Below are 21,541 nucleotides of genomic sequence, written 5' to 3' on the forward strand. Positions count from 1 at the left end.
GATCACTCGAGCCGGATCGAGACGCTCCGCGCATGTCCGCCGAGGCCTTCCACCTCGGCGAGCGTGATGGCGGCTGGTCCGATCTGCTTCAGCGCGGCGGGCGGGACCTTCAGGAGCGAAGTGCGCTTCATGAAGTCGAGCACGCCGAGGCCCGATGAGAAGCGGGCCGAACGGGCGGTCGGCAAGACGTGGTTGGACCCACCGACATAGTCGCCGACCGCTTCCGGCGTGTGATGGCCGACGAAGACGGCACCGGCATTGCGAATACGGGCGAGCATGGCTTCGGGATCGGCGACGGCGAGCTCGAGATGTTCTGGAGCGATGCGGTCGCTGAGCGCCACAGCGCGGTCGAGCCTATCGACATGGATGATGGCGCCGTAATCGCGCCAGGAGTCGGCGGCAATGCCGCCGCGCGGCAGCGCCGCGAGCTGACGCTCCACGGCCCGCTCGACCGCGACGGCCAAAACCGCATCATTGGTGATCAGGATCGACTGCGCCGCCTTGTCATGTTCGGCCTGGGCGAGAAGGTCGGCGGCGAGCCATTCGGGATCGTTGTCGCCGTCGGCGATGATCAACACTTCCGACGGCCCGGCGATCATGTCGATGCCGACGGTGCCGAACACGCGGCGCTTGGCGGCGGCGACATAGGCGTTGCCCGGGCCGACGATCTTGGCCACCGGCCGGATGGTGTCGGTGCCATAGGCGAGCGCCGCCACCGCCTGCGCCCCGCCGACCCGATAGACCTCATCGACGCCAGCCAGGCGAGCGGCGGCCAGCACCAGCGGATTGACCTCTCCGCCCGGCGTCGGCACCACCATGACGAGGCGATCGACGCCGGCCACCTTGGCCGGCACGGCATTCATCAGCACGCTTGACGGATAGCTCGCCGTGCCGCCCGGCACGTAGAGACCGACGGCCTCGATGGCTGTCCAGATCGACCCCAGCTCGACGCCGATGGCATCGATGTAGCGATCATTTTTCGGCTTCTGGCGCGCGTGGTGGCTTTCTATGCGGTCGCGGGCGAGCTTCAGCGCCTCCATCACCTCGGGCTTGACCGCGGCGATGGCCTTGTCGATCTCCGCCTCGGAAACGCGGAGGCCTGAGGCGCGGCTGTCGAAGCGGTCGAGCTTCTGCGTCCAGTCGTGCAGCGCTGCGTCGCCGCGGGCACGCACGTCGGCGATGATGTCGGCGACGGCGGCATCGACATCGGCCGACACTTCGCGCTTGGTGGTCAGGAAGGCGGCAAAGCGGGCCTCGAAATCGGGCTCGCAGTTATCGAGGCGGATAGCCACGGGTCTCTCCAGCGGAAGAACGAAAGGGGCGGGCGGTCAGTTGAGATCGTGGCTGGGCTGGTGCTCGGTAGCCCAGGCAGCGCCGAGATCGGTCAGGCTCGCCTCGATGCACTCGACATCGAGCCGCATCGAGCCGCCGCCGGCAAACTCGAGGAAGATCCGCCCCGACGGGTCATCGTCCTGCCCCTCGAAGCGAATGGTGAGCAGGCTGACGATGGCGTCGGGAAAATCGCGCCGGATATGGGCCGACTTGACCGCCTCGACACGGGCGAAGTGCAGAAGGGTGCGCCGGCGCTCCTTGCTGCGGGCGCCGGCCTTCTCCCAGGCGAAGCGATTGAGTTCCAGAGTGAGGCGATGCTCGCCGGGCCGCCAGACGATATCGCCGACCTTGCCGACGGCGTCCTGCGCGTGGGCGGCAATCACCTTGAGGTCTTCGGCGTCGAGAGCCGCGAGTTTCAGCATGTCCATGGAGGGCGTTCCGCTCCTGTCAGGGCGGCGGGATGCAAGTGGAAACTCGCCCCGCCGAGGTTGCCTTGAGATAGGGCGGATGAGACGGCGAAGCAAGGCTTTGCCGCCTTGGATACCGACGGAAACAGGCCGGCTCGCCTCGGTGGCGGCATCGGCGATCAGAGCTGGCCGGCCATGGCCTCGACGAGTTGGTCGAGGGCGGCGCCCCAGCCGTCCTGGAACCCCAGATCCTCATGCCGTTGGCGGTCCTTGGCCGTGGCGTGCATGAGGTGCGCCCGGTAAAGCGTGCCACCGGCCTCCTCGCCCAAGGTCAGATCGGCGGTGAAGACGAAGTCGGCGTCACTGGTCGGCTGGGCGTGCGGCCGGAAGCCGGGCGTCAGCGCCGACGTCCACACCAGCCGCCTTTCTGGCTCGACGAGCAGATAGCAGTTGGCGCCGGCAACCTCGACGCCCTCGGGCGAGCGCATCACCGTGGCAAAGCGGCCACCGGGCCGGAGGTCGATGTCGCAGCTCACCGTTTCCCAAGGGCGGGGACAGAACCACTTGATCAGCGTTTCAGGTTCGGTCCAGGCCCTCCAGACGAGACGCCTCGGCGTCGGCACGACGCGTTCGAAGAGCAGATCGAGTTCGGGGTCGAAAGCGGCAGCGGTCATGGCATCCGGTCCTCCCAGACAGGCGGCGCTCGGCCGAGCCGCCATTATGCCGGAGCTTTCAGCCATATCAATGCCAGACCAGCGTACCGTGGCGCCTCGCCGCGATCAGGGCGTCAGCTTGTAGACGACCATGCCGCTCGCCTCCGCGAACCCGTCGTAGAGACGGCGGGCGGGATTGTCCTCTCGGGTGTGCCAGTAGAGGCGGTCCCAGCCCTTGGTCCTGGCAAGCGCCCGGATGTCCTCGATCAACGCCCGGCCGGCGCCGCGCCCCCGGCTTTCGGGGGCAACGAAGAGATCCTCGAGGTAGCAATGCGGCGTCAGCGCCCAGCTTCCCTCGTGCAGAAGACAGACGGCGAAGCCGACGACGACGCCATCCACCACCGCGAGGCGACAGAACACCGGGCTCGCCGGATCGAGAATGCGAGCCCAGGTGTGGGCCGTGACCTCGTTCGGCACGGTGGAGTCGAGATGGCCGAGATAGCCCGACCACAGGCGACGCCACGCCCCTTCATCGCTCGCTTCTGCTTCGCGGACCACGATAGTCATGGCGGTCAGCCGCTGATCCGCTCGATGACGGCGCCGCAGCGGCCGATCTTGTCTTCCAGCCGTTCGAAGCCGCGATCGAGGTGATAGACGCGGTTGATCACCGTCTCGCCCTCGGCGGCGAGGCCGGCGATCACCAGCGACACCGAGGCGCGCAGATCGGTGGCCATCACCGGCGCGCCCTTGAGGCGCTCGACGCCCTCGACGGTGGCGACCTGCCCTTCGAGGCTGATGCGAGCGCCGAAGCGGGCGAGCTCGGCCACATGCATGAAACGGTTCTCGAAAATGGTCTCGGTGATGCGGGCGGTGCCGCGCGCGCGCGTCATCAGCGCCATGAACTGCGCCTGCAGGTCGGTGGGGAAGCCGGGGAAGGGATCGGTGACGATGTCGGCGGCCACGATGCCCGCGCCGTTGCGCCGGATGCGCAGGCCGTCGTTGGTCTCCTCGATCTCGGTTCCGACCCGGCGCAACACCTCGATCGGCGCTTCGAGCAGCGATGCTTCAGCGCCCTCCAGCAGCACATCGCCGCCGGTCATCGCCACGGCCATGGCGTAGGTGCCGGTCTCGATACGGTCGGCAACGACGCGGTGACGGGCGCCGCGCAGGCGATCGACGCCCTCGACGACGATGGTCGACGTGCCGGCGCCGGAGATGCGGGCACCCATGGAGGAGAGGCAGCGGGCGAGATCGACGACCTCGGGCTCGCGGGCAGCGTTCTCGATCACCGTCTCGCCCTTGGCAAGGGTCGCCGCCATCAGGATGACGTGCGTGGCGCCGACCGACACCTTGGGGAAGACGACGCGGTTGCCGACAAGGCCGCCCGGGGCCTTCGCCACCACGTAGCCGCCTTCGACGTCGATCTTGGCGCCCAGCCTCTCAAGGCCCATCAGGAACAGGTCGACCGGTCGCGTGCCGATGGCACAGCCGCCCGGCAGCGACACGCGCGCCTCGTGCATGCGGGCGAGCAGCGGACCGATCACCCAGAAGCTGGCCCGCATGGTGGAGACCAGTTCGTAGGGGGCGGTGGTGTCGGTGATCGAGCGGGCGGTCAGCGAGACGGTCTGCCCGGTGAGCAGCCCCTCGCCCTGGCGCTTGCCGTTGACGCCGTAATCGACGCCGTGGTTGACGAGGATGTTGGTGAGCTGGCGCACGTCGGCGAGCCGGGGCACATTCTCGAGCGTCAGCGTCTCGTCGGTCAGCAGACTGGCGATCATCAGCGGCAACGCCGCGTTCTTGGCGCCGGAAATCGGAATGATGCCGTTGAGCGGATTGCCACCGACGATCCTGATCTTGTCCATCTTCACCTCTGGCCGGCAGCACCGGCAAAAATCCGCATTCGGTCTTGTCCCTTCGCGTGGGACTAACCGTCGGAACCGCCCGGCGTCTCGCCAACGCCAGGCTTGGCGGCGGCCAGTCCGGCGCGCTGATCGGCTTCACCGGCGCGGCGGCCACGCGCCTGCGCCTTGCGTTTCAGGAGGTTCTCACGCAGCGCCTCGGCGAGGCGCCGCTCCCGTTCCGCCTTGGCGTCGCGTCCCGCGCCGCCCTTCGCCGTGCCGTCGTCGCTCACCATGATGCCGCGCCGTTCCTTTCCGGCCTTCCTTGCGATCCTTTTCTTCGCCTTTCAAGGAATTTCATCGACAAAGCCGGCTTTTCCCGCGCTCAAGGCGTCATGATGGCCGGCGAAACGCCCTTTCGCCGACGCGCTTCTCCTCCATGAGTTGCGCGGTGGGCGGAACTATGGCGAAGGACCGGCCATGCGATCAGGAAGCGGCGGCCGGCAGGGAACCGCGCGGCACAACCGACATCGGCACCAGATGCTCTCCGGCCGCCGGCTCCGCGCCGAGCAGCAGTTCGACGGCGAGCTGACCCATCTTCTGATGCGGCAGACCGATCGTCGTGAGGCCTGGGCGCAGATAGGACGCCAGTTCGTCGTTGTCGAAGGAGACCAGCGCCACATCGCCCGGAATGGACAGACGAGCCTCGCCGAGAGCCTGATAAGCGCCGAACGCCAGACGGTCGTTCAGACAGAGAAGGCCCCTGGGACGATCCTTCCTGAGCAGCCGGCGGACCAGATCGTAGCCGTTCGATACCTCCCAGTCCCACGAACTCAGCTCGGCGGCGAAAGCCAGCCCTCGGACGGCCATTTCGGAGCGAATGCCGGCGAGACGCCGCGAGATGGTTTCGGAGCGGAACTGTCCGCGCTCCTCGTCGGGATTGTGCCCGACCAGGACGAGACGGTCGGTGATGCCGGCCTCGGCGAAGAGCCGGACGGCGCTCCGCCCGCCTTCGAACTCATCGGGCAGCACCGAGGTGAGAAAGCGCGCATTGGTGCCGTTCAGCATGACGGTCGGCACGGGAATGGCGATATCCGGAAGAAACACCTCGCGAGCTCGCATGGCGGCAAGAATCACGCCGTCGACCTGACGGTCGAGCGCCGCCTCGATGGCGCGGAGCGTCCGGGCCGGCTCGCCGCCGGTTTCCAGCACCAGCATGACGTTCCTGGCGGCATCGGCGGCGGAAAGCGCGCCACGAATGAGGCCGCTCGCAAAACGCGTGGTCGCCACGTAATCGGAAATGAAGGCGATCGACCGCGACTGGTCGGTCCTGAGAGCGCGGGCCGCCACGTTCGGCCGATAGCCGAGCTCCGCCGCCGCGGCATGCACCCTGGCGTGCGCCTCGGCGGAAAGACGGGTATCCGGCCGGCCGGTGAGAATCATCGACGCGGCCGTCGACGACAGTCCGGCAAGGCGAGCGACGTCGGCCAGGGTGACCCGCTTTTTCTGCAATCGCTCCCACCTCTTCCGTTGCCGCTTTTCAGTTCATTTCCATTGAGGCTGAGATAGCCGGACCTATGGCCTCTTGACAACTTTCGCCTGACATTGCATTTGCTAAATGGTTTTAGCAAGGGACTGTGGGGCACGCCATGGTTTTCTGCCCGCCACAAAGCTGGGTTTGGGATTTCTGGATCGCCGATGACGGGGCGGCCTACCATCTCTATTTCCTGAATGCCCCGCGATCGCTCGGCCATCCCGATGCCCGCCATCGGAACGCCAGCATCGGGCATGCCATTTCCAGCGACCTCACGACCTGGACCGATCTCGGCCCAGTGCTGGAACATGGCGAGAACGGAGCGTTCGACGCCACGGCCGTCTGGACGGGATGCGTGGTCCGGGACGATGCCGGACTCTGGCGCATGTTCTACACCGGTTCGCGGTTTCTCTCCGACAAGGGGCCGGCCAATGTCGAGACCGTCGGGTTGGCGGTATCCGCCGATCTCGACGTCTGGCAGAAGCGCCCCGGCTCGCTACTGTCGGCCGACTGCCGCTGGTACGAAACGCTCGGGTCATCGGCATGGCCCGAGGAAGCTTGGCGCGATCCTTGGGTCTTTCGCGGCGCGGACGGCAACTGGCACATGCTGGTGACCGCGCGAGCGCGGTATGGCGATCCCCTCGACCGAGGCGTCGTCGGCCATGCCACGTCGCGAGACCTCGACCATTGGGTGGCGGCGCCGCCACTATCGCTGCCGGGATGCGGCTTTGCCCATGTCGAGGTCATGCAGATCGTCGCCGTCGCGGATCGCCAGCACATGGTGTTCAGCTGCGACAGCAGCAAGCTTGCCGGGCACCGTGCCGGCGGCACTGGCGGCATCTGGACGCTGCCACTGAACTCGCTCGAGCATTTCCAACTCTCGGAAGCACGGCTTCTACTGCCCGAGAGCCACTATTCCGGACGTATCGCGTTCGACAGACGGAAGCGGCCGGTCCTCCTCGCCTGCATGCAGAACGATGGCGACATTCTGGGTCTTTCCGACCCGATGCCTCTTGCGACCGGTGCGGACGGCTATCTCATCGTGGAGAACGACCAATGATGCCCCTCGTTTCCGGCAGCGTGACATCCGGCTTCGAACCGCTGGCGGACGCCTTTGCCGCAGGCTTCGCCGGTCGGCCGACCATGGGCGCGGCCCTCTCGGTCCGGATCGACGGCGAGACGGTCGTCGATCTCTGGGGCGGCATCGCCGACGAACGCGACGGACGCGTCTGGACCGGCGATACGCCATCGGTTGTGTTCTCCTGTACCAAGGGATTGCTGTCGATCCTGTCGGCGCGCCTCGTGCAGGAAGGGCGCCTTGCCTACGACGCGCCGGTGAGCCGCTACTGGCCCGAGTTCGCCGCCGCCGGCAAGGCGGAGGTCACCGTCGGCGAGGCCCTGGCCCACCGGGCCGGCCTGTCGGCGACGCGGGCCGATCTCACCGAGGCTGACATTGTCGACTGGGCTCGCATGGCGGCGGTGCTGGCCGCGCAGGAGCCATTGTGGCACCCCGGAACCGGTTACGCCTATCACGCCATCACCCACGGCTGGCTCAACGGCGAGGTCATCCGGCGGGTGACCGGCCAAAGCGTCGGTCGCGTTTTCAGGGAGATGATCGCCGGCCCGCTCGGCGCCGATGCTTGGATCGGCCTGCCGGACAGCGAGGCGGATCGTCCGGCTCATCTGCAAGTCAGCCCGCTGCTGACCGAGCTCTGGGTCACTGAAGCGGCAAAGCCCGAGCCCAACTGGCCCTATAAGGCGATGACGCTGGGAGGCGCCCTGCCCGCCGATCTCGTCACCCCTGACGGCGGCTTCAACGCCCGCCGCATCAGGGCGGCGGAAATCCCGGGGGCCGGCGGCATCGCGTCGGCGCGGGCGCTCGCCGCGATCTGGTCGGCGACGGTCGCCGCCACCAATGGCACCCGCCTCCTCGACGACGCGACGATCGCCGCCGCGACCGAGGAGCGCTCCGGCGGCGCTCCGGTGTTCGCCGCCATTCCGCCCTATGCGCGCTGGGGCGCCGGCTTCCAGCTCGATTCGGAAGCCCGCCGCTACACCGGGCCGAAATGCTTCGGTCACGACGGCGCCGGCGGTCAGGTCGGCTTTGCCGATCCGGAACGGAGGATCGGATTTGGCTACGTCACCAACTGGATGATGGGGCCGGAGGATCAACGGGCGACGGCGATCATCGACGCGCTGCGTCCCTTGGTGTGAGGAGGCCGCCGCGCCCGGGCCGAGGAGCCGGGCGCGCGGATGGAGAACTTGCAGAAGCAGCGGCCTGCCGCCGCTTGCCCGCGTGTAAGGAGGAGATGATCATGAGAGCCAGACTTTCCATAAGGCTGATGTTCGGCGTCGCCCTTCCGGCGACGCTGCTGTCCGGCGGCGCCCTCGCCGCTCCCAGCTGCGGCGCCGACCCCGTGGTGCTCAACGCCTATTTCGAGACCGGCTTCCCGTTGCCGACCAAGCTGGCGGAAGAGTTCACCCGGCAGTTTCCGAACGTCACCTTCAACATCAAGGAAGACCAGTTCGCCAACCTCCTGGAGAACAGCCCGCGCACGCTGTCGGAGGACGGCGCGCCGGACCTCATCCGGTTGCCGACGATGAGCGACCTCGTCGCCAACGACCTGCTGGCCAATCTCGACCCGTATTTCACGGCCTTCGGCTGGGACAAGTTCCCGCCCTCGCAGCTCGTGCAGTTGCGCGTCGAGCAAGGCGGGCGGCCGCGCGGCAGCGGCTCGCTTTACGCCATGGGCATCAACTATTCGATGACCGGCGTGTTCTACAACAAGGAGCTTGCCGCCAAGGTCGGCATGACCGAGCCGCCGAAGTCCCTGGCCGAGCTCGACGCGGCTCTCGCCAAGGCCAAGGAAGCCGGCGTCCAGCCGATCATGCAATGGAACAAGGCGACCGGCGGTCTCGCCTTCCCGTTGCAGAACCTGATGGGCGCCTATGGCGCGCCGGAGCCGATCAACGACTGGATCTTCCAGAAGGAAGGCGCCAGCATCGACACGCCCGACAATCTCATGGCGGCCCAGCATCTCGAGGCCTGGATCAAGGCGGGCTACTTCCCCAAGGATGCCAACGCCATCGAGTATTTCCAGATGATGAGCCGCTTCATCGGCGGCGAAGGCCTGTTCATGTTCAACGGCGACTGGGAGTCGGGCAACCTCGACAAGCAGGCGGCGAGCAAGTTCGGCTTCTTCCTGATGCCGTCGGTGGAAGCCGGCGGTCGCCACGCCACCATGTCGGCGCCGCTCACCTTCGGCATCGCCGCCAAGGCGACCCACGCCGACTGCGCTGCCTACTTCCTCAACTGGGTGGCGACCAACACCGACGCGCGCAAGATCAACGTCGAGGTCGGCGGCTCCAACCCCGGCGGCCCGGCCGACATGCCGATCCCCGCGGTGACGCCGGGCTCGGTGACCGAAGCGACGCTGACCGCCGGCCAGGTGCTCGCCAAGGACAACGGCGCCATGGACTTCATCGCCAATGCCACCGGCGCCATCTTCGCTGCCGGCTGGACGCCGGAACTTCAGAAGATGATCGGCGGACAGCAGACGGCCGACGGTCTGCTGAAGGCCGTTCAGAAGGAATACGAGACCGAACTCTCCCGCTGACGCGGCGGGATTCCACAGAGACGAGCGGAGCCCGAGATGAACCACGGAACGCCCTCCGGAGACACCCGGCTGCGGATGTCGCGGCTCTTCCCCGGCGGGAAGAGCCAGAAGGCCCGCGCCACGGCCCTATTGTTCGTGTTGCCGGCCTTTACGGCCTATGCCGTGTTCGTGCTGGCTCCGCTCGTCATGTCCCTCTACTACTCGACGCTCCGTTGGGACGGCATCGGCAAGGCCCGGTTCACCGGGCTTGCCAACTATGTGACGGTGCTGACCGACCCCGACCTTCTCTCCATCATCGGCAACGCCTTCGAGCTGGTGCTCTATTTCACGGTGATCCCGGTCCTGCTCGGCCTCGCCGTGGCTTCCGCCATCCGCGGCCACATGGCCGGCACCTTTGGCACGTTGACGCGCACCGTGCTGTTCCTGCCGCAGGTCATTCCGCTGGTCGCCGCCGGCATCGCCTGGAGCTGGATGTTCGCCTCGTCGGGACTCGTCAACCAGGCGCTGACCGTCGTCGGTCTTGCCGACTGGACGCGCGGCTGGCTCGGCGATTTCGATTTCGCCCTGCCCGCCGTCGGCATCATCGGCGCCTGGGTTCTGCTTGGCCTCTGCACCATGCTGCTGGTCACCGGCATCGCCAAGATCGATCCCAGCCTCTACGAAGCGGCGCGGCTCGACGGCGCCAGGCCGTGGCACGAGTTCCGCTACGTCACGCTGCCCGGCCTCCGGCAGGAGATCGGCGTCTGCATCACCGTCACGGTCATCTCCGCGCTGGCCAGCTTCGACATCGTCTACATCGCGACCGGCGGCGGCCCCGGCATCACCACGATGGTGCCCGGCCTCGAAATCTACCGGCTCGCCTTCGCCCATCGGCAAGTCGGCCTCGCCTCGGCCCTCGCCATCGTCCTGATGGTGCTGGTGCTGATCGCCATCACCCCCATCCAGTGGTACGCGCGAGAGAAGAAATGACGGCTGCCAAACCTAGGAAATGGCTGGCGCACCTGCTGCTCGCCCTGCTGATGACGGTGACGCTGCTGCCCTTCCTCAGCATGTTCACGGCGGCGCTCGCCCCCTCCGGCAGCTATCCGAACGGTCTCAGTTGGCCGGACGACCCGCAGTGGAGCAACTTTGCCAAGGCATTCGAGGTCGCCAACATGGGCCGGCTGCTGGTCTCGAGCACGCTGATCGTGCTCGGCGTCGTGCCGGTGTCGGTCCTGGCGGCCACCATGGCCGGTTACGGTCTCGCCAAGCTCACCGGCGGCCGCAACAAGTGGATCTACCTCGTGTTCGTCGCCGGCCTCACGCTGCCGTTCGAAGCGGTGATCACGCCGCTCTACTACGAGGTTCGGGCGTTCGGCCTGCTCAACACCCGATTTGCCATCATCCTGCCGCTGATCGGCCTCTACATGCCGTTCTCGGTCTACTGGATGCGCGCCCATTTCCTCAACGTGCCGAACGACCTCACCGAGGCGGCGCAGCTCGATGGCGCCACGCGCTGGAAGGAATTCTGGCTCGTTCAGGTGCCGCTCGCCCGGCCGGCGATCATGTCGCTGACCATCCTGCTGTTCCTGTGGACCTGGAACCAGTTCCTGCTGCCGGTGGTGTTGGTGAGGGATCCGAGCCTGCGCACCATGGCCGGCGCCCTCGGCGCCTTCCAGGGGCAATGGGGCACCGACGTGCCACTGCTCTGCGCCGGCTCGCTGCTCATTCTGGCCCCGACCGTCCTCCTGTTTCTCGCCTTCCAGCGCCACTTCGTCGCGGCGCTCCTTCAGGGCTCGGTCAAGGGATGAGGAGCCGGTTCGGGAAAAGCGGGCGTTAGCCCCCGCATGGGAGATACCTCTATGGCTGGACTGAAACTTCAGGACGTGCGCAAGAACTTCGGCACCGTCGAGGTGATCAAGGGCGTGGATCTCGACGTCGAGCACGGCGAGTTCGTGGTCTTCGTCGGCCCGTCCGGTTGCGGCAAGTCCACATTGCTCAGGATGGTCGCGGGGCTGGAGGAAACGACCTCGGGCCGGATAGAAATCGGCGGCCGGCTCGTCAACGACGTCGAGCCGCGCGACCGTGGCGTCGCCATGGTGTTCCAGTCCTACGCGCTCTACCCGCACATGAGCGTCTACGACAACGTCGGTTTCGGCCTGAAGCTCGCAGGCACCCCCAAGGATGTGCGCGACGCCAAGATCCGGGCGGCGGCGCGGGTGCTGCAGATGGAGCATTTGCTCGACCGCAAGCCGGCCCAGCTCTCGGGCGGCCAGCGGCAGCGCGTCGCCATCGGCCGGGCCATCGTGCGCGAGCCCGACGTATTCCTGTTCGACGAGCCTCTCAGCAACCTCGACGCAGCGCTGCGCGTCGACATGCGGATGGAACTCGCCCGCCTGCACACCGACCTCGGCGCCACCATGATCTATGTGACGCACGACCAAGTGGAAGCCATGACGCTGGCCGACAAGATCGTCGTGCTGCAGGGCGGCATCGTGCAACAGATCGGCTCGCCGCTGGAACTCTACAACCACCCGACCAACCTGTTCGTCGCCGGCTTCATCGGCTCGCCCAAGATGAACTTTATCGAGGTGACCGTCGATGGCGCCACCGACGATGGCGTCCGCATCGCAAGCCCGCTGCTCGCCTCTCCCGCCATCGTCGATCAACGGCAAGGCATGGCGCAGGGTGGCAGGCTGACCCTAGGCGTCCGGCCCCACGCGCTCCAGCTTGACGACACCGGACCGATCGGCGGCGTCGTGACGCTGGTCGAGCGCCTCGGCAACGAGACCATCGTCCGCGTCCGTCTCGATGGCGCGACGGAGATGACCGCCGCCCTGGCTGGCCAGAGGGAGGTGGCATTGGATGCACCCGTTCGCCTCGGTTTCACGCCGGCCGACGCGCACCTTTTTGCCGCCGGCGGAAAACGGCTTTAGCGGCGCGGCTAGGCGATGCCATCGGCCGAAGCAGGTTCGATGGATGCCGCGCCACAAGCTGCCATCAGCGCTTGCCCCTCCGATGTCGAGTTCGGCGCCGGATGCCAAGTGCGCGCCTTTCGGGTGGGAGCAGGTTCGCTCCACAAGGATCATGGCCACCTGCAAGACAGGTAGCCACGTAGAGAACGACTGGGCAGGACGGCGTGAGACGTCATATGGTCGGGACGCGCCAGCGCTCCGGAAACCGCATACCATCCGCTCTCTGTTCGCCGGTGCCGCCTTCGGCTCGCTCCATACCGATTTGGCGACGATGCCTCCCGGCCGACCGCCCCGAACGCGTCGTCACCCTTCCTCGCCCCTTGTCTTCAAATGGTTTTGCCGACAAAGCCCTTTTTCCCGGCTTCCGTTTGGGCCGCTTTGCCACACGGGCTTTTTTGCCGTTCAATTTCGTGCCGATGGGGTTGCACGGCTGAACGAACTGTGGCAGGAGAACGCCCGTCCCCGACGATCGGTCGCGAGGCCAATCGGCGGACGAAGATGCTGCGGTAGCTCAGTGGTAGAGCACTCCCTTGGTAAGGGAGAGGTCGAGAGTTCAATCCTCTCTCGCAGCACCATTAATCCCTTGAAATAGCTGACGTTTTTCCGCTGCTTAATGCTGACCGGCGATCTTGGTCTCTGTCGGCTGCCGTTGATGCCCACGAGGCTACGTGATCCGGATATGGCAACGCTGGAACATCACCAAAAAGGTAGCAACACAGCGCAATGCAATTGCGGTCATGAAACACAATCCGTAACGCGGTTCAGACCGAGCAGTGACAACCGCTCTGCGCTGATCGCGGGCAGGCACGGTTCCAGCGAGACGATCAGGCTACAGCGTGGAAGAGCGCTGATTCCGGCAAATGCGCCCTTGAAGACCCGAAGTATACGCGGTTACCCTGGTGTGTCGCCATCGCGCCACATGCGCCGAATTTATTGCCATAGTCAAATAGACCATTGCTGCTTGATAATGTTACTGAATATTGTTCTTGCCGTGTTTTAGCACGTTTTGCGCGAACGGCGTTGCCGTCGGGGCGGGGCAGATATGACGAAGATGGTTGGGGCCCGGGCGGGCCTTGTGCGCAGCGTATCCTTGTCCGCACTGGCTATGACCGGCGTCTTTGGGGTCCCCGCCGCGCGCGCCGCCGACACAACCATCTCCGTCGATACCGCCGTCGACCAGGTCTGGACGTCGGATAGTTTCATCATCGCCCATGGCGTGACCCTGGAATCGTTCGCTCCGGTCAGCACCGATTCCACAGTCGGTACGCTAACGGTCAACGGCACCATCAACGAAAGCGATCCGACCGACAACGGTGGCGCGGTCAACGTCTTTGAGCACGGCGTCGTCGATGCCATCGACATCGCGCTTGGCGGCACCGTTTCGGGCACCTTCCGGGGCATCAACATTCGCGAGGCGACGATCACCTCGATCGCCAACGCCGGCACCCTATCGGGCGGCCAGGAAGCCATCGACAATTACCAGGGCAACATCGGCTCGATCGTCAACAGCGGCGACATGTCAGGCTCCCGCTATGTCATCCTCAATCAGTTGGGCACCGTCGGCTCGATCACCAACACCGCGTCCGGCCAGTTGATCGGCACCGCAGACCGCGCGAACGGTATTACCAACAACGGGACGATCACCGGCGCCATCGTCAACGATGGCTTGATCGACATGTCTAGCACGACAGTGAACAGCTACACTGGAACCTACCAGGAGACACAGGCCAACCCAATTGGCATCTACAATCTAGGTTCGGTGGTCTCCATCACTAACTCTGGAACGATTCGCGCTACCGGCACGGCTAACGCGATGGGCATTGAAAACGACAACGGAGCCGACACCGCTACTATCGGTACGCTGACCAACACCGGTTCGATCGTCACCAACAGCTATTCCAACGTAACCGGTTCAGATCAGGCCTATGCGACCGGCATCGTGAGCTGGGGCGGTTCGATCGGCACACTAAACAACAGCGGCTCAATCGCTGCCACAGGCTATACGACCACCGGCTGCACTTCGTCGATAAGCACCGACAGCTGCAAGGGAGCCTATGCGTATGGCATGTGGCTTTACGGGACGAACATCACAACGCTCGAAAATTCCGGAGCGATTTCAGGCCTGATCGCCGACGGCAACACCGACGGTTGGGGTTACGGCATCAAAGCCAGTGCTGGCACCACGATCTCTACGTTCGAAAACTCAGGGACGATTTCTGGGTCGACAGACGGCCTCAACAACAGCGCCGCTATAACGAACCTGAACAACACGGGAACCATTCGCGGGGCGACCCGGGCTGGCATCCGGACCACGAGCTCTGGATCAATTGGTACGATCGACAACTCCGGCACCATTTCCGGCGAGTACGGCATCTATGAATCCGGTGCCGCTGCGACCATCGGCTCGATCGTCAACACCGGAACGATCTCCGGCAACCTCGTCGCCATCACCCTCAGCACGGCCTCGACCATCACCAACTCCGGGGTGATCAGGGGCGGAACGAACTCAGTCCCGACCACGTCGATCCTGTTCGGCGCTAACGGCAACAGCCTCAACATCCTGCCAACCGCTCAGTTCTACGGCGTGGTCGACTATAACAATACCACCGGCAACACCACGACCTTCGGCGCTGGCAGCTACTCCGTGCCGGCCTCCAACTATCTCGAAGCCAGCAACACGATCACCCTCAACAACTCCAAGCAGTTTCTGATCCTTGACCATCCCAACTCGACCGGCACCATCAACGTCGTCGCCTTGTCGGCAGGTGATCAGTCGGCCACTCAGTATACGGCATCGGTGTCGGATGTGATCGGCAGTATCGTTGCGCTCGACGTGGCGCGCCCCGATCAGGTGACCATCGGCGACAGTACGATTTCGGCCCTGCAATATGGCGAGGGGAAGCCTGAGACCAAGGCGGCCAGGGCGCTGCGTCAACTGGGCGACGGGTTGGTCGTCGATGGCTATGGCAACCTGTTCTGGGCGCGCGCCTTCGGTGGCCTGCGCTACCAACAGGGAAACAATGGCGATCCGGCCAGCCACACTTCGCACTATGGGATCATTTCCGGCGTCGATCATCAGTTTGAAAACTATCGCCTGGGCTTCTTCGGCGGAGCGGGCAGTGTGCGGACCGCCACCTCCGGCAACGCCTCCGTCACCACGGGCGACACCGGCTTCGTTGGCGTTTACGGCTCGGTCAAGCTTCATGGTCTGCAATGGAACGCCTCACTGACCGCTGGTGGCATCGACAACGAGGCCAGCCGCTCCATCAACAACGGCGCGCAAACCGCTTCCGGCAATTTCACGGGCTGGTACGTTTCTCCGGAACTGGCGGTGAGTACCACCTATGCGTTGGCTTCCCGGTGGGAGGTCACGCCCAGCGCCAAGCTGCGCTATACGGGCGCTTTCTACGATGCCTACAACGAAAGCGGTTCCTCGCAGAACGTAAACTACGATTCCCGCGAAACCCATTCGCTGGACGGGCGCCTGCAAGTCGAACTCAAGCACACCATGGTGCTGCCAACGGGGCTGCCGGCCTCGGTCATCGCCACCGCCGCCTTGGGGGACACTCAGTATCTCGGTTCTGGCAAGACCCATGCGAGCCTCCAGAACAACGAGTTCACTCTCTCGAGTTCTGGAGACAAGAACGTGGTGGGCGCGACCCTCGGTCTCGGGTTCGATGCCATGGTGTCCAAGCGCGCGGCTGTCTACGGCAGCATCGATGGCACGCTCTACAGCGATGATTCGGTTGGGGCGTCGGGGCGGCTGGGGCTGAAGGTGGCCTTCTAGCGAGAAGTAGCCAATCGAGGCGGGGAGCTTGAACTCAGATGAAGAAGCCAGAGCCAATCAAAGTTGGCTCTGGCTTTTCTGTTTGGCAGTCGTGGCGACAGTCATCCCGCCCTCTTCAGCACCTGGCGCCGCTCTGCCGAAGCCTGCGCGAACTGATCTTCCAGTTCGCCACCACGAACCGCCTCGATCAGCTTGTCGATGATGCCGGGCAGGTTCGCAAAGTCGCCGACGGTCACGGCGTTCTTGTCCTTGGCGAACTCGATGGTCTTGCCCGCATAACGAAGGCCGAAGAAGAACTGACCGCTGGCGTCGGTGAACCAACCAGCACGCAGGCGCTTGGGCGTCTCGACCTCAACGAGCTGACCATCAGCGCCCTTTTGCCAGACCGTGTGCGTCGGCGCGAAATGCTGGCTAGCGATCTTGGCTTCGGCCATGGCCTTCTGTTCGGCGAGTGCGGAAATCACCTTGTCACGGGCACGCTCGCTGGGATTGTCGCTCGAATGGACAGGCTTGGCGTTGGTCAGCTTCAGGCTCTTCAGGATGCTCATTTGTCGGGACCTCCATGTGGACAGTCCCCGTCCCATCTACAGCTGCTTTCCAAGCTCGCAACCTAAACGACCAATAACTCCAACCTCAACGGCGACTGATTTCCCCACTCCAGCATATTCCAACCATTCATCGGAATATTCTCCAGATCTTTCAACGCGATCTATTCAAGAAACACCTTCACTGTCGACAGAGATCCAATCTAACACGCACCTAGCACAATGATCGAGATACGCTGATTTTACTGACAATTTTCTTTGGAAAACGTTATTTGTAACGTAGGGGTCGAGAGTTCGATCCTCTCTCGCAGCACCATTTTTACACAGTTATATCAATATCTTGAAATAGAGCAGCGTTTTCGCGCCGACACACATCATGCAGAACATTCAGGTGTTCTGGCACAATAGTGACACGCTGGTTGCGGCTTCGTTCTGATCAGACCTTGCCAACCAGAACCTTGAATACCGATGGAAGATAGGTTGATGCCGTTCCGGCGTTCATCACAGGAGGACGAGCCATATCTCAATCGCTTGGCGCCATATGCAAATCGATTGGCGGGAAGCGCCAATGCTCGGAAGCATCGAGCCGCTTAAAACGACTTCACCGGCCACCGATATCGGTCCGGCCAGATGGAGTCAGACATATGAACAACCTCATCAAGGATGCCCTGCTGATCCCGGTCAGCGATCCGCGCCAGACGATCTCGATCAACCCCGTCGTCCTCAAGGTCGAAGGCCGCCCGATCCCGCTCGAACTTCGCATCACGGCGCCCGTGGCCGGCGACAATCTGCCGGTGGTCCTGCTTTCGCATGGCCATGGGCCGTCGCTCTACCTTCCGTCGAAAGATGGCTACGGGCCGCTCGTCAACTTTTACGCGGAGCATGGCTTCGTCGTGATCCAGCCGACCCACCTCAATTCGAAGGTCGCGGGTATGCCGGCCGACGCCGCAGGCGGCCCGCTCTTCTGGCGCTCGCGCGTTGAGGACATGACCGCCATCCTCGACCAGCTCGACACGATCGAGGCAGCCGTCCCGGCGATTGCGGGCCGCATCGATCGCAGTCGTATCGCCGTCGTCGGCCACTCGATGGGCGGGCAGACCGCAGGCGTTCTGCTGGGCGCCCGGCTGACCGATCCGAACGATCCGAACGCACAGAATGTCGACATGCGCGAGCCGCGCATCGCGGCGGGAATCATGCTGACGGCGCCGGGCAATGGCGGGGCTTCGCTGAGCGAGATGGCGGCGAGCCGCTACAGCTTCTTCAATCCGGACTTCTCGCATTTGACTACGCAGACGCTGGTGGTCGTGGGAGATGAGGACGCCTCTCCGCACCTGACGGTCCGTGGTCCGGCTTGGCATGCCGACGCCTTCCACGACAGCCCGGGCGCGGAAGCCCTGCTGACCGTTATCGGAGGCAAGCATGGCCTTGGCGGTATCGCGGGCTATGACGCCAAGGAAACGGACGACGAGGATCCGGAGCGCCTGGAGATCGTCCTTCGGACGACATGGGCCTATCTGCGCTCCGCGTTGTACGATGGCGACGACGCTTGGGCGGTGGCAAGGCAAGCGCTGCTCGCGCATTGCGCGGGTCACGCCCGAGCCGAGGTCAAGTGACGTGAGCAGGCCGGACCACCCAGCACTATAGGCGCGCCTGGCTTACGCAGCACAAGGCCGTGGCGCGGTACAACACGTCACGGCCTTGACCGCCGGACCAACCTGGGCTTTCGTGATGGTGCCGAAGAAGACAAACAGCATTCCCGACAAGTGCCGCCTGCAGCAGTCCTTCTGGTCGGCGATGCAGACGACTGGCCTGAACCCGGTCGCGGTTTTGCACCACGCCCGCTTGCCCGTGACGCTGCACCTCGACACGCGCCGCTTCGTAAGCACCGAGCAACTCTTCTCGCTATGGACCGCGATGTCGGATCTCGCGGCGGATCCGGACTATTGGCTCCGCTTCGTTCAGGCGACGGAGTCGGTGGGGCACCAACCCATGTTCGTGGCCGCATGCCACGCCTCCGATTTCCGCGACGGCATCGGGCGCATCGCGCGTTTCAAGCAGTTTACGATGCCGGAACGAATTGCGATCGAAGAGCGCGGTTCGGAGGTCCACATCTACAAGGAGTGGTTTCACACCGGCGCTGCGGAACCGGACCTTTCGGTCGATGTCAGCTTCGCATTCCTCCTGTCGCTTGGCCGGCGCGGGACCGGCCAGAGACTGACCCCGCTCCGGCTGGAGCTGAGCCGGAGTGGCGCGCCGACCGCCGGACAGAGCAGCTTCTTCGGGTGCCCGATCGTCGGTGGAAAAGCGCGTAACACGCTCGTGTTGGCGGCGTCCGATCTCGATCGTCCGTTTCCAGGACATAATGCCGAGCTGATTGAAATCATCACTCCTGCTCTGGAGGAAAGCTTCGGCCGTCTAAGGCCCCGCAGCTCGTTCTCGGAGCAGGTCAAGGCCGTGCTGAAGCGTGGCTTTGCCAGCGGGCGCCCGGAGATCTCCGCCGTGGCGCGTGACCTCGGAACGAGTGAGCGCACGTTGCAACGGCGCATCACCGACGAGGGGGGCAGCTTTCGCGCACTTGTCCAAGAGGCCCGGAAGGAGTTGGGGCACAAGCTTCTATCCGACCCATATGCCGACGTAGCGGAAGTCGCCTGCATCCTCGGGTTCCAGGACACCACCTCATTCTATCGGGCGTTCCGCGGCTGGGAGGGCGTCACTCCCCAGGCCTGGCGCAGCCGCAACGCCGCGATACAGCCCGACTGATGAGGGCGTGAATGACACCGTCAACGAGCGTCCTTCATCCATGCCAAGATGGTCCAGCCAATGCAGGCCTCCGAACACGGGCCGGTCGACATTCGGGCCCGTCTGGAGCTCATTTGTCGGGACCTGCATTTGGACAGCTCCTGTCCATCTACCGTCGTTTTCCAAACTTGCAACCTAAACGACCGACCCCGATGGGACGCCCCATGGTTCAGACCAACTGCCGTAGAGCTTGTCTAGCGCTCGCACGTTACAAACCTTCCCGATCGACGCTCTACCGACCATCCCGATACTGCTCGGTCGCCAGCGCTGAAGGTTGAGTAACTTCACCGATCCGGTGAGTTGCGGCCGAGACGTTCGACGATGTGATCGACGAACACCCTGACTTTGATGGGCAGATGAGCCCGGCTTGGGTAGACGACGTAAAGACCAAGCTCGCCGCAGGTCCATCCCTTGAGCAGGGGAACAAGGGCGCCGGAGGAGAAGTCATCCTCAGCCAGGAAATCGGGCTGAACCAGCGCGCCGAGACCTTTCCGCGCCATCTCGACCAGAAGCTCCCCGTTGTTGGAGAGTATTTTCGGGGTCAGTTGGACGGGATGCGTGACCTCATTACCGCTTCGAAAGACGAGATGGCCGGATGTCCACAACGGCGTAAAGCCAAGGATGGCATGGTCGGAGAGATCGCTAGGCGTCTCAGGCTCCGGATGGTCTGCGAGGTATGAGGGTGCGGCGCACACCATCATGTGGATCGGCGTTATCTTGCGGGCAACGAGCTCCGGGCCAGGAGAGTTAGTCATGCGCAACGCCACGTCGATACCGTCGTTGACGAGATCGACCACCCGATTGTTGAAATCCAAGTCCAGGGTGATGTTGGGATACTGGCGGCAGAAATCGGGAAGGATTGGCGCGAGCTTTCGCATGCCGAAGGATACGGGCGCGCTAACGCGAAGATGGCCGCATGGGTTAAGCACGTGTTGTCCGACCACCGCGACGGTTTCGTCCAGATCGGCGAGAATATGCTGCGCTCTTTCTCGCAGTTCGCGCCCCGATTCCGTAAGGGATAGCCGGCGAGTGGTGCGCTGGAGCAGGCGCGCGCCCAGATGCTCCTCAAGGGCGGAGATGTAGCGCGAGACCGCGCCGGTCGATGTATTAAGCCTCTCGGCAGCCGCCGCGAAACTTCCAGCGTCGGTAACGTGCACGAACACCCGCATTGCTTTCGTCAAATCCACGTGGGCCTCCGATCCTTTCGATTTTCGCAACAATACGTTTCTTCTTATTGCCTTTTTAGGTCAAGACGAGGGGAATATGTGTGGGGTTGCGCCGTCGAGACGGATTGCTCGGCGAGCCTACAAGGCGTCTCCAATGAAAGTGACCCTCATCGGATCAGGCAGCATGGCGGAAGGATTGGCCGTACGCCTCACTGCATCCGATCATTATGTTCAGATTTACGGCCGCAACGCCGACAAGGTGGCGGCGCTTGCCGACAAGCTCGGTGTCAAACCCGTTGAGGCTGCCAAAGCGGCAAATGCCGACATCATCATCATCGCAACTCCCTACAACAACGCGGTCGAGGCGCTCTCTAGGCTCGGCGATCTCTCCGGAAGGGTCGTGATCGACATCACCAACCCGCTCACTCCGGACTTTATGAGCCTTTCCATCGGGCACTCCACCTCGGCGGCGGAAGAGATCGCCCGCGCGGTGCCAGGCATCCGTCTGGTCAAAGCCTTCAATACGGTCTTTGCCCAGGTTCTGCAGCGCGGCCACGAGATTGCAGGAACCGCCGTCCCGGTCTATGTGGCCGCCGACGATGCCGAAGCAAAACGCACGGTCACGGCATTGGTCCGCTCTTTGGGCTTTGCGCCCGTAGATGCCGGCAGTCTTGCGAACGCCCGATATCTGGAACCGCTCGGTGGCCTGAACATCTATTTCGCCTATGAAGCCGGCTTCGGTACAGCTATCGCCCCAGCTTGGCTCAAGGACTCTTGACCATTGCCGACCCTCAGTAGGCGCCTCTAGCCGATATCCTTTCCTTTCACTGATCCACAGCGCCCCCGGTACCGTCAGGACTTGGCCGTACCCGACACACGCCGCCGTGCATCGCAGTTTTCTTCAAGAAT

General features: G+C 64.2%; 19 protein-coding genes and 1 tRNA gene. 11 read left to right on the plus strand and 9 right to left on the minus strand.

Features of this window, described 5'->3' with window-relative positions; translation table 11 throughout:
- Positions 1-2 precede the first annotated feature (2 nt).
- The 7 genes from hisD to QQZ18_RS13465 form a co-directional block, all read right to left on the minus strand.
- Positions 3-1,292, minus strand: a complete 1,290-nt coding sequence (gene hisD / locus QQZ18_RS13435; protein WP_284541428.1) for a histidinol dehydrogenase — start codon at positions 1,290-1,292, stop codon at positions 3-5.
- A 36-nt stretch (positions 1,293-1,328) separates the two neighbouring features.
- Positions 1,329-1,760, minus strand: coding sequence for a DUF2948 family protein (locus tag QQZ18_RS13440; protein ID WP_284541429.1), 432 nt, complete (start codon positions 1,758-1,760; stop codon positions 1,329-1,331).
- A 158-nt stretch (positions 1,761-1,918) separates the two neighbouring features.
- Positions 1,919-2,413 (minus strand): SRPBCC family protein, encoded by a 495-nt coding sequence (locus tag QQZ18_RS13445; protein ID WP_284541430.1) that lies wholly within the window; start codon positions 2,411-2,413, stop codon positions 1,919-1,921.
- Positions 2,414-2,518: 105 nt separating this feature from the next.
- Positions 2,519-2,959: an N-acetyltransferase family protein gene (locus QQZ18_RS13450; protein WP_446728647.1), complete on the minus strand. Its 441-nt coding sequence runs from the start codon at positions 2,957-2,959 to the stop codon at positions 2,519-2,521.
- Between the two features lie 5 nt (positions 2,960-2,964).
- A complete protein-coding gene (gene murA / locus QQZ18_RS13455) occupies positions 2,965-4,254 on the minus strand; it encodes a UDP-N-acetylglucosamine 1-carboxyvinyltransferase (protein ID WP_284541431.1) in 1,290 nt (429 codons plus the stop codon).
- Between the two features lie 62 nt (positions 4,255-4,316).
- A complete protein-coding gene (locus QQZ18_RS13460) occupies positions 4,317-4,526 on the minus strand; it encodes a hypothetical protein (RefSeq protein WP_284541432.1) in 210 nt (69 codons plus the stop codon).
- 190 nt (positions 4,527-4,716) lie between these two features.
- Entirely contained in the window at positions 4,717-5,742 is a 1,026-nt protein-coding gene (locus QQZ18_RS13465) for a LacI family DNA-binding transcriptional regulator (RefSeq protein WP_284541433.1), read from the minus strand.
- A 137-nt stretch (positions 5,743-5,879) separates the two neighbouring features.
- On the opposite strand from QQZ18_RS13465, the gene QQZ18_RS13470 reads away from it, so the two are divergent.
- From QQZ18_RS13470 to QQZ18_RS13505, 8 genes are all read left to right on the plus strand, one after another.
- Complete coding sequence (locus QQZ18_RS13470; RefSeq protein WP_284541434.1) at positions 5,880-6,824, plus strand: hypothetical protein; 945 nt, start codon at positions 5,880-5,882, stop codon at positions 6,822-6,824.
- Entirely contained in the window at positions 6,821-7,978 is a 1,158-nt protein-coding gene (locus tag QQZ18_RS13475) for a serine hydrolase domain-containing protein (RefSeq protein WP_284541435.1), read from the plus strand. Before QQZ18_RS13470 ends, QQZ18_RS13475 begins: the two co-directional genes overlap by 4 nt.
- Before the next feature lie 101 nt (positions 7,979-8,079).
- Positions 8,080-9,381, plus strand: coding sequence for an ABC transporter substrate-binding protein (locus tag QQZ18_RS13480; RefSeq protein ID WP_284541436.1), 1,302 nt, complete (start codon positions 8,080-8,082; stop codon positions 9,379-9,381).
- A 36-nt stretch (positions 9,382-9,417) separates the two neighbouring features.
- Complete coding sequence (locus tag QQZ18_RS13485; RefSeq protein ID WP_284541437.1) at positions 9,418-10,350, plus strand: carbohydrate ABC transporter permease; 933 nt, start codon at positions 9,418-9,420, stop codon at positions 10,348-10,350.
- Entirely contained in the window at positions 10,347-11,171 is an 825-nt protein-coding gene (locus QQZ18_RS13490) for a carbohydrate ABC transporter permease (RefSeq protein WP_284541438.1), read from the plus strand. Before QQZ18_RS13485 ends, QQZ18_RS13490 begins: the two co-directional genes overlap by 4 nt.
- A 51-nt stretch (positions 11,172-11,222) precedes the next feature.
- Entirely contained in the window at positions 11,223-12,296 is a 1,074-nt protein-coding gene (locus tag QQZ18_RS13495; RefSeq protein ID WP_284541439.1) for an ABC transporter ATP-binding protein, read from the plus strand.
- 539 nt (positions 12,297-12,835) lie between these two features.
- Positions 12,836-12,910: transfer RNA gene (locus QQZ18_RS13500), tRNA-Thr, on the plus strand.
- Positions 12,911-13,377: 467 nt separating this feature from the next.
- On the plus strand, positions 13,378-16,122 hold the full coding sequence (locus QQZ18_RS13505) for an autotransporter outer membrane beta-barrel domain-containing protein (protein ID WP_284541440.1): 2,745 nt from the start codon (positions 13,378-13,380) through the stop codon (positions 16,120-16,122).
- Positions 16,123-16,223: 101 nt separating this feature from the next.
- Here QQZ18_RS13505 and QQZ18_RS13510 read toward each other — a convergent pair whose 3' ends face one another.
- A complete protein-coding gene (locus QQZ18_RS13510) occupies positions 16,224-16,670 on the minus strand; it encodes a DUF6641 family protein (RefSeq protein WP_284541441.1) in 447 nt (148 codons plus the stop codon).
- A 641-nt stretch (positions 16,671-17,311) separates the two neighbouring features.
- On the opposite strand from QQZ18_RS13510, the gene QQZ18_RS13515 reads away from it, so the two are divergent.
- Positions 17,312-18,280 (plus strand): alpha/beta hydrolase family protein, encoded by a 969-nt coding sequence (locus QQZ18_RS13515; protein ID WP_284541442.1) that lies wholly within the window; start codon positions 17,312-17,314, stop codon positions 18,278-18,280.
- 115 nt (positions 18,281-18,395) lie between these two features.
- Positions 18,396-19,427, plus strand: coding sequence for an AraC family transcriptional regulator (locus QQZ18_RS13520; RefSeq protein WP_284541443.1), 1,032 nt, complete (start codon positions 18,396-18,398; stop codon positions 19,425-19,427).
- Between the two features lie 323 nt (positions 19,428-19,750).
- Here QQZ18_RS13520 and QQZ18_RS13525 read toward each other — a convergent pair whose 3' ends face one another.
- Positions 19,751-20,653 (minus strand): LysR family transcriptional regulator, encoded by a 903-nt coding sequence (locus QQZ18_RS13525; protein ID WP_284541444.1) that lies wholly within the window; start codon positions 20,651-20,653, stop codon positions 19,751-19,753.
- Between the two features lie 133 nt (positions 20,654-20,786).
- Here QQZ18_RS13525 and QQZ18_RS13530 point away from each other — a divergent pair, with 133 nt between their 5' ends.
- Positions 20,787-21,410 carry an NADPH-dependent F420 reductase gene (locus tag QQZ18_RS13530; protein ID WP_284541445.1) on the plus strand — a complete coding sequence of 208 codons (624 nt, stop codon included), beginning with the start codon at positions 20,787-20,789 and terminating at the stop codon, positions 21,408-21,410.
- The last annotated feature ends 131 nt before the right edge of the window (positions 21,411-21,541 follow it).

The sequence above is a fragment of the Pleomorphomonas sp. T1.2MG-36 genome (assembly GCF_950100655.1).
Taxonomy (GTDB): Bacteria; Pseudomonadota; Alphaproteobacteria; order Rhizobiales; family Pleomorphomonadaceae; genus Pleomorphomonas.

Excerpts from the sequence above, each read along its gene's own strand:
- QQZ18_RS13490 (WP_284541438.1), top strand. The coding sequence starts at position 10,347 with ATGACGGCTGCCAAACCTAGGAAATGGCTGGCGCACCTGCTGCTCGCC.
- QQZ18_RS13505 (WP_284541440.1), top strand. The coding sequence starts at position 13,378 with ATGACGAAGATGGTTGGGGCCCGGGCGGGCCTTGTGCGCAGCGTATCC.
- QQZ18_RS13530 (WP_284541445.1), top strand. The coding sequence starts at position 20,787 with ATGAAAGTGACCCTCATCGGATCAGGCAGCATGGCGGAAGGATTGGCC.
- QQZ18_RS13475 (WP_284541435.1), top strand. The coding sequence starts at position 6,821 with ATGATGCCCCTCGTTTCCGGCAGCGTGACATCCGGCTTCGAACCGCTG.
- QQZ18_RS13450 (WP_446728647.1), bottom strand. The coding sequence starts at position 2,959 with ATGACTATCGTGGTCCGCGAAGCAGAAGCGAGCGATGAAGGGGCGTGG.
- murA (WP_284541431.1), bottom strand. The coding sequence starts at position 4,254 with ATGGACAAGATCAGGATCGTCGGTGGCAATCCGCTCAACGGCATCATT.
- QQZ18_RS13440 (WP_284541429.1), bottom strand. The coding sequence starts at position 1,760 with ATGGACATGCTGAAACTCGCGGCTCTCGACGCCGAAGACCTCAAGGTG.
- QQZ18_RS13460 (WP_284541432.1), bottom strand. The coding sequence starts at position 4,526 with ATGGTGAGCGACGACGGCACGGCGAAGGGCGGCGCGGGACGCGACGCC.
- QQZ18_RS13480 (WP_284541436.1), top strand. The coding sequence starts at position 8,080 with ATGAGAGCCAGACTTTCCATAAGGCTGATGTTCGGCGTCGCCCTTCCG.
- QQZ18_RS13485 (WP_284541437.1), top strand. The coding sequence starts at position 9,418 with ATGAACCACGGAACGCCCTCCGGAGACACCCGGCTGCGGATGTCGCGG.
- QQZ18_RS13520 (WP_284541443.1), top strand. The coding sequence starts at position 18,396 with ATGGTGCCGAAGAAGACAAACAGCATTCCCGACAAGTGCCGCCTGCAG.
- QQZ18_RS13510 (WP_284541441.1), bottom strand. The coding sequence starts at position 16,670 with ATGAGCATCCTGAAGAGCCTGAAGCTGACCAACGCCAAGCCTGTCCAT.
- QQZ18_RS13515 (WP_284541442.1), top strand. The coding sequence starts at position 17,312 with ATGAACAACCTCATCAAGGATGCCCTGCTGATCCCGGTCAGCGATCCG.
- QQZ18_RS13470 (WP_284541434.1), top strand. The coding sequence starts at position 5,880 with ATGGTTTTCTGCCCGCCACAAAGCTGGGTTTGGGATTTCTGGATCGCC.
- QQZ18_RS13445 (WP_284541430.1), bottom strand. The coding sequence starts at position 2,413 with ATGACCGCTGCCGCTTTCGACCCCGAACTCGATCTGCTCTTCGAACGC.
- QQZ18_RS13495 (WP_284541439.1), top strand. The coding sequence starts at position 11,223 with ATGGCTGGACTGAAACTTCAGGACGTGCGCAAGAACTTCGGCACCGTC.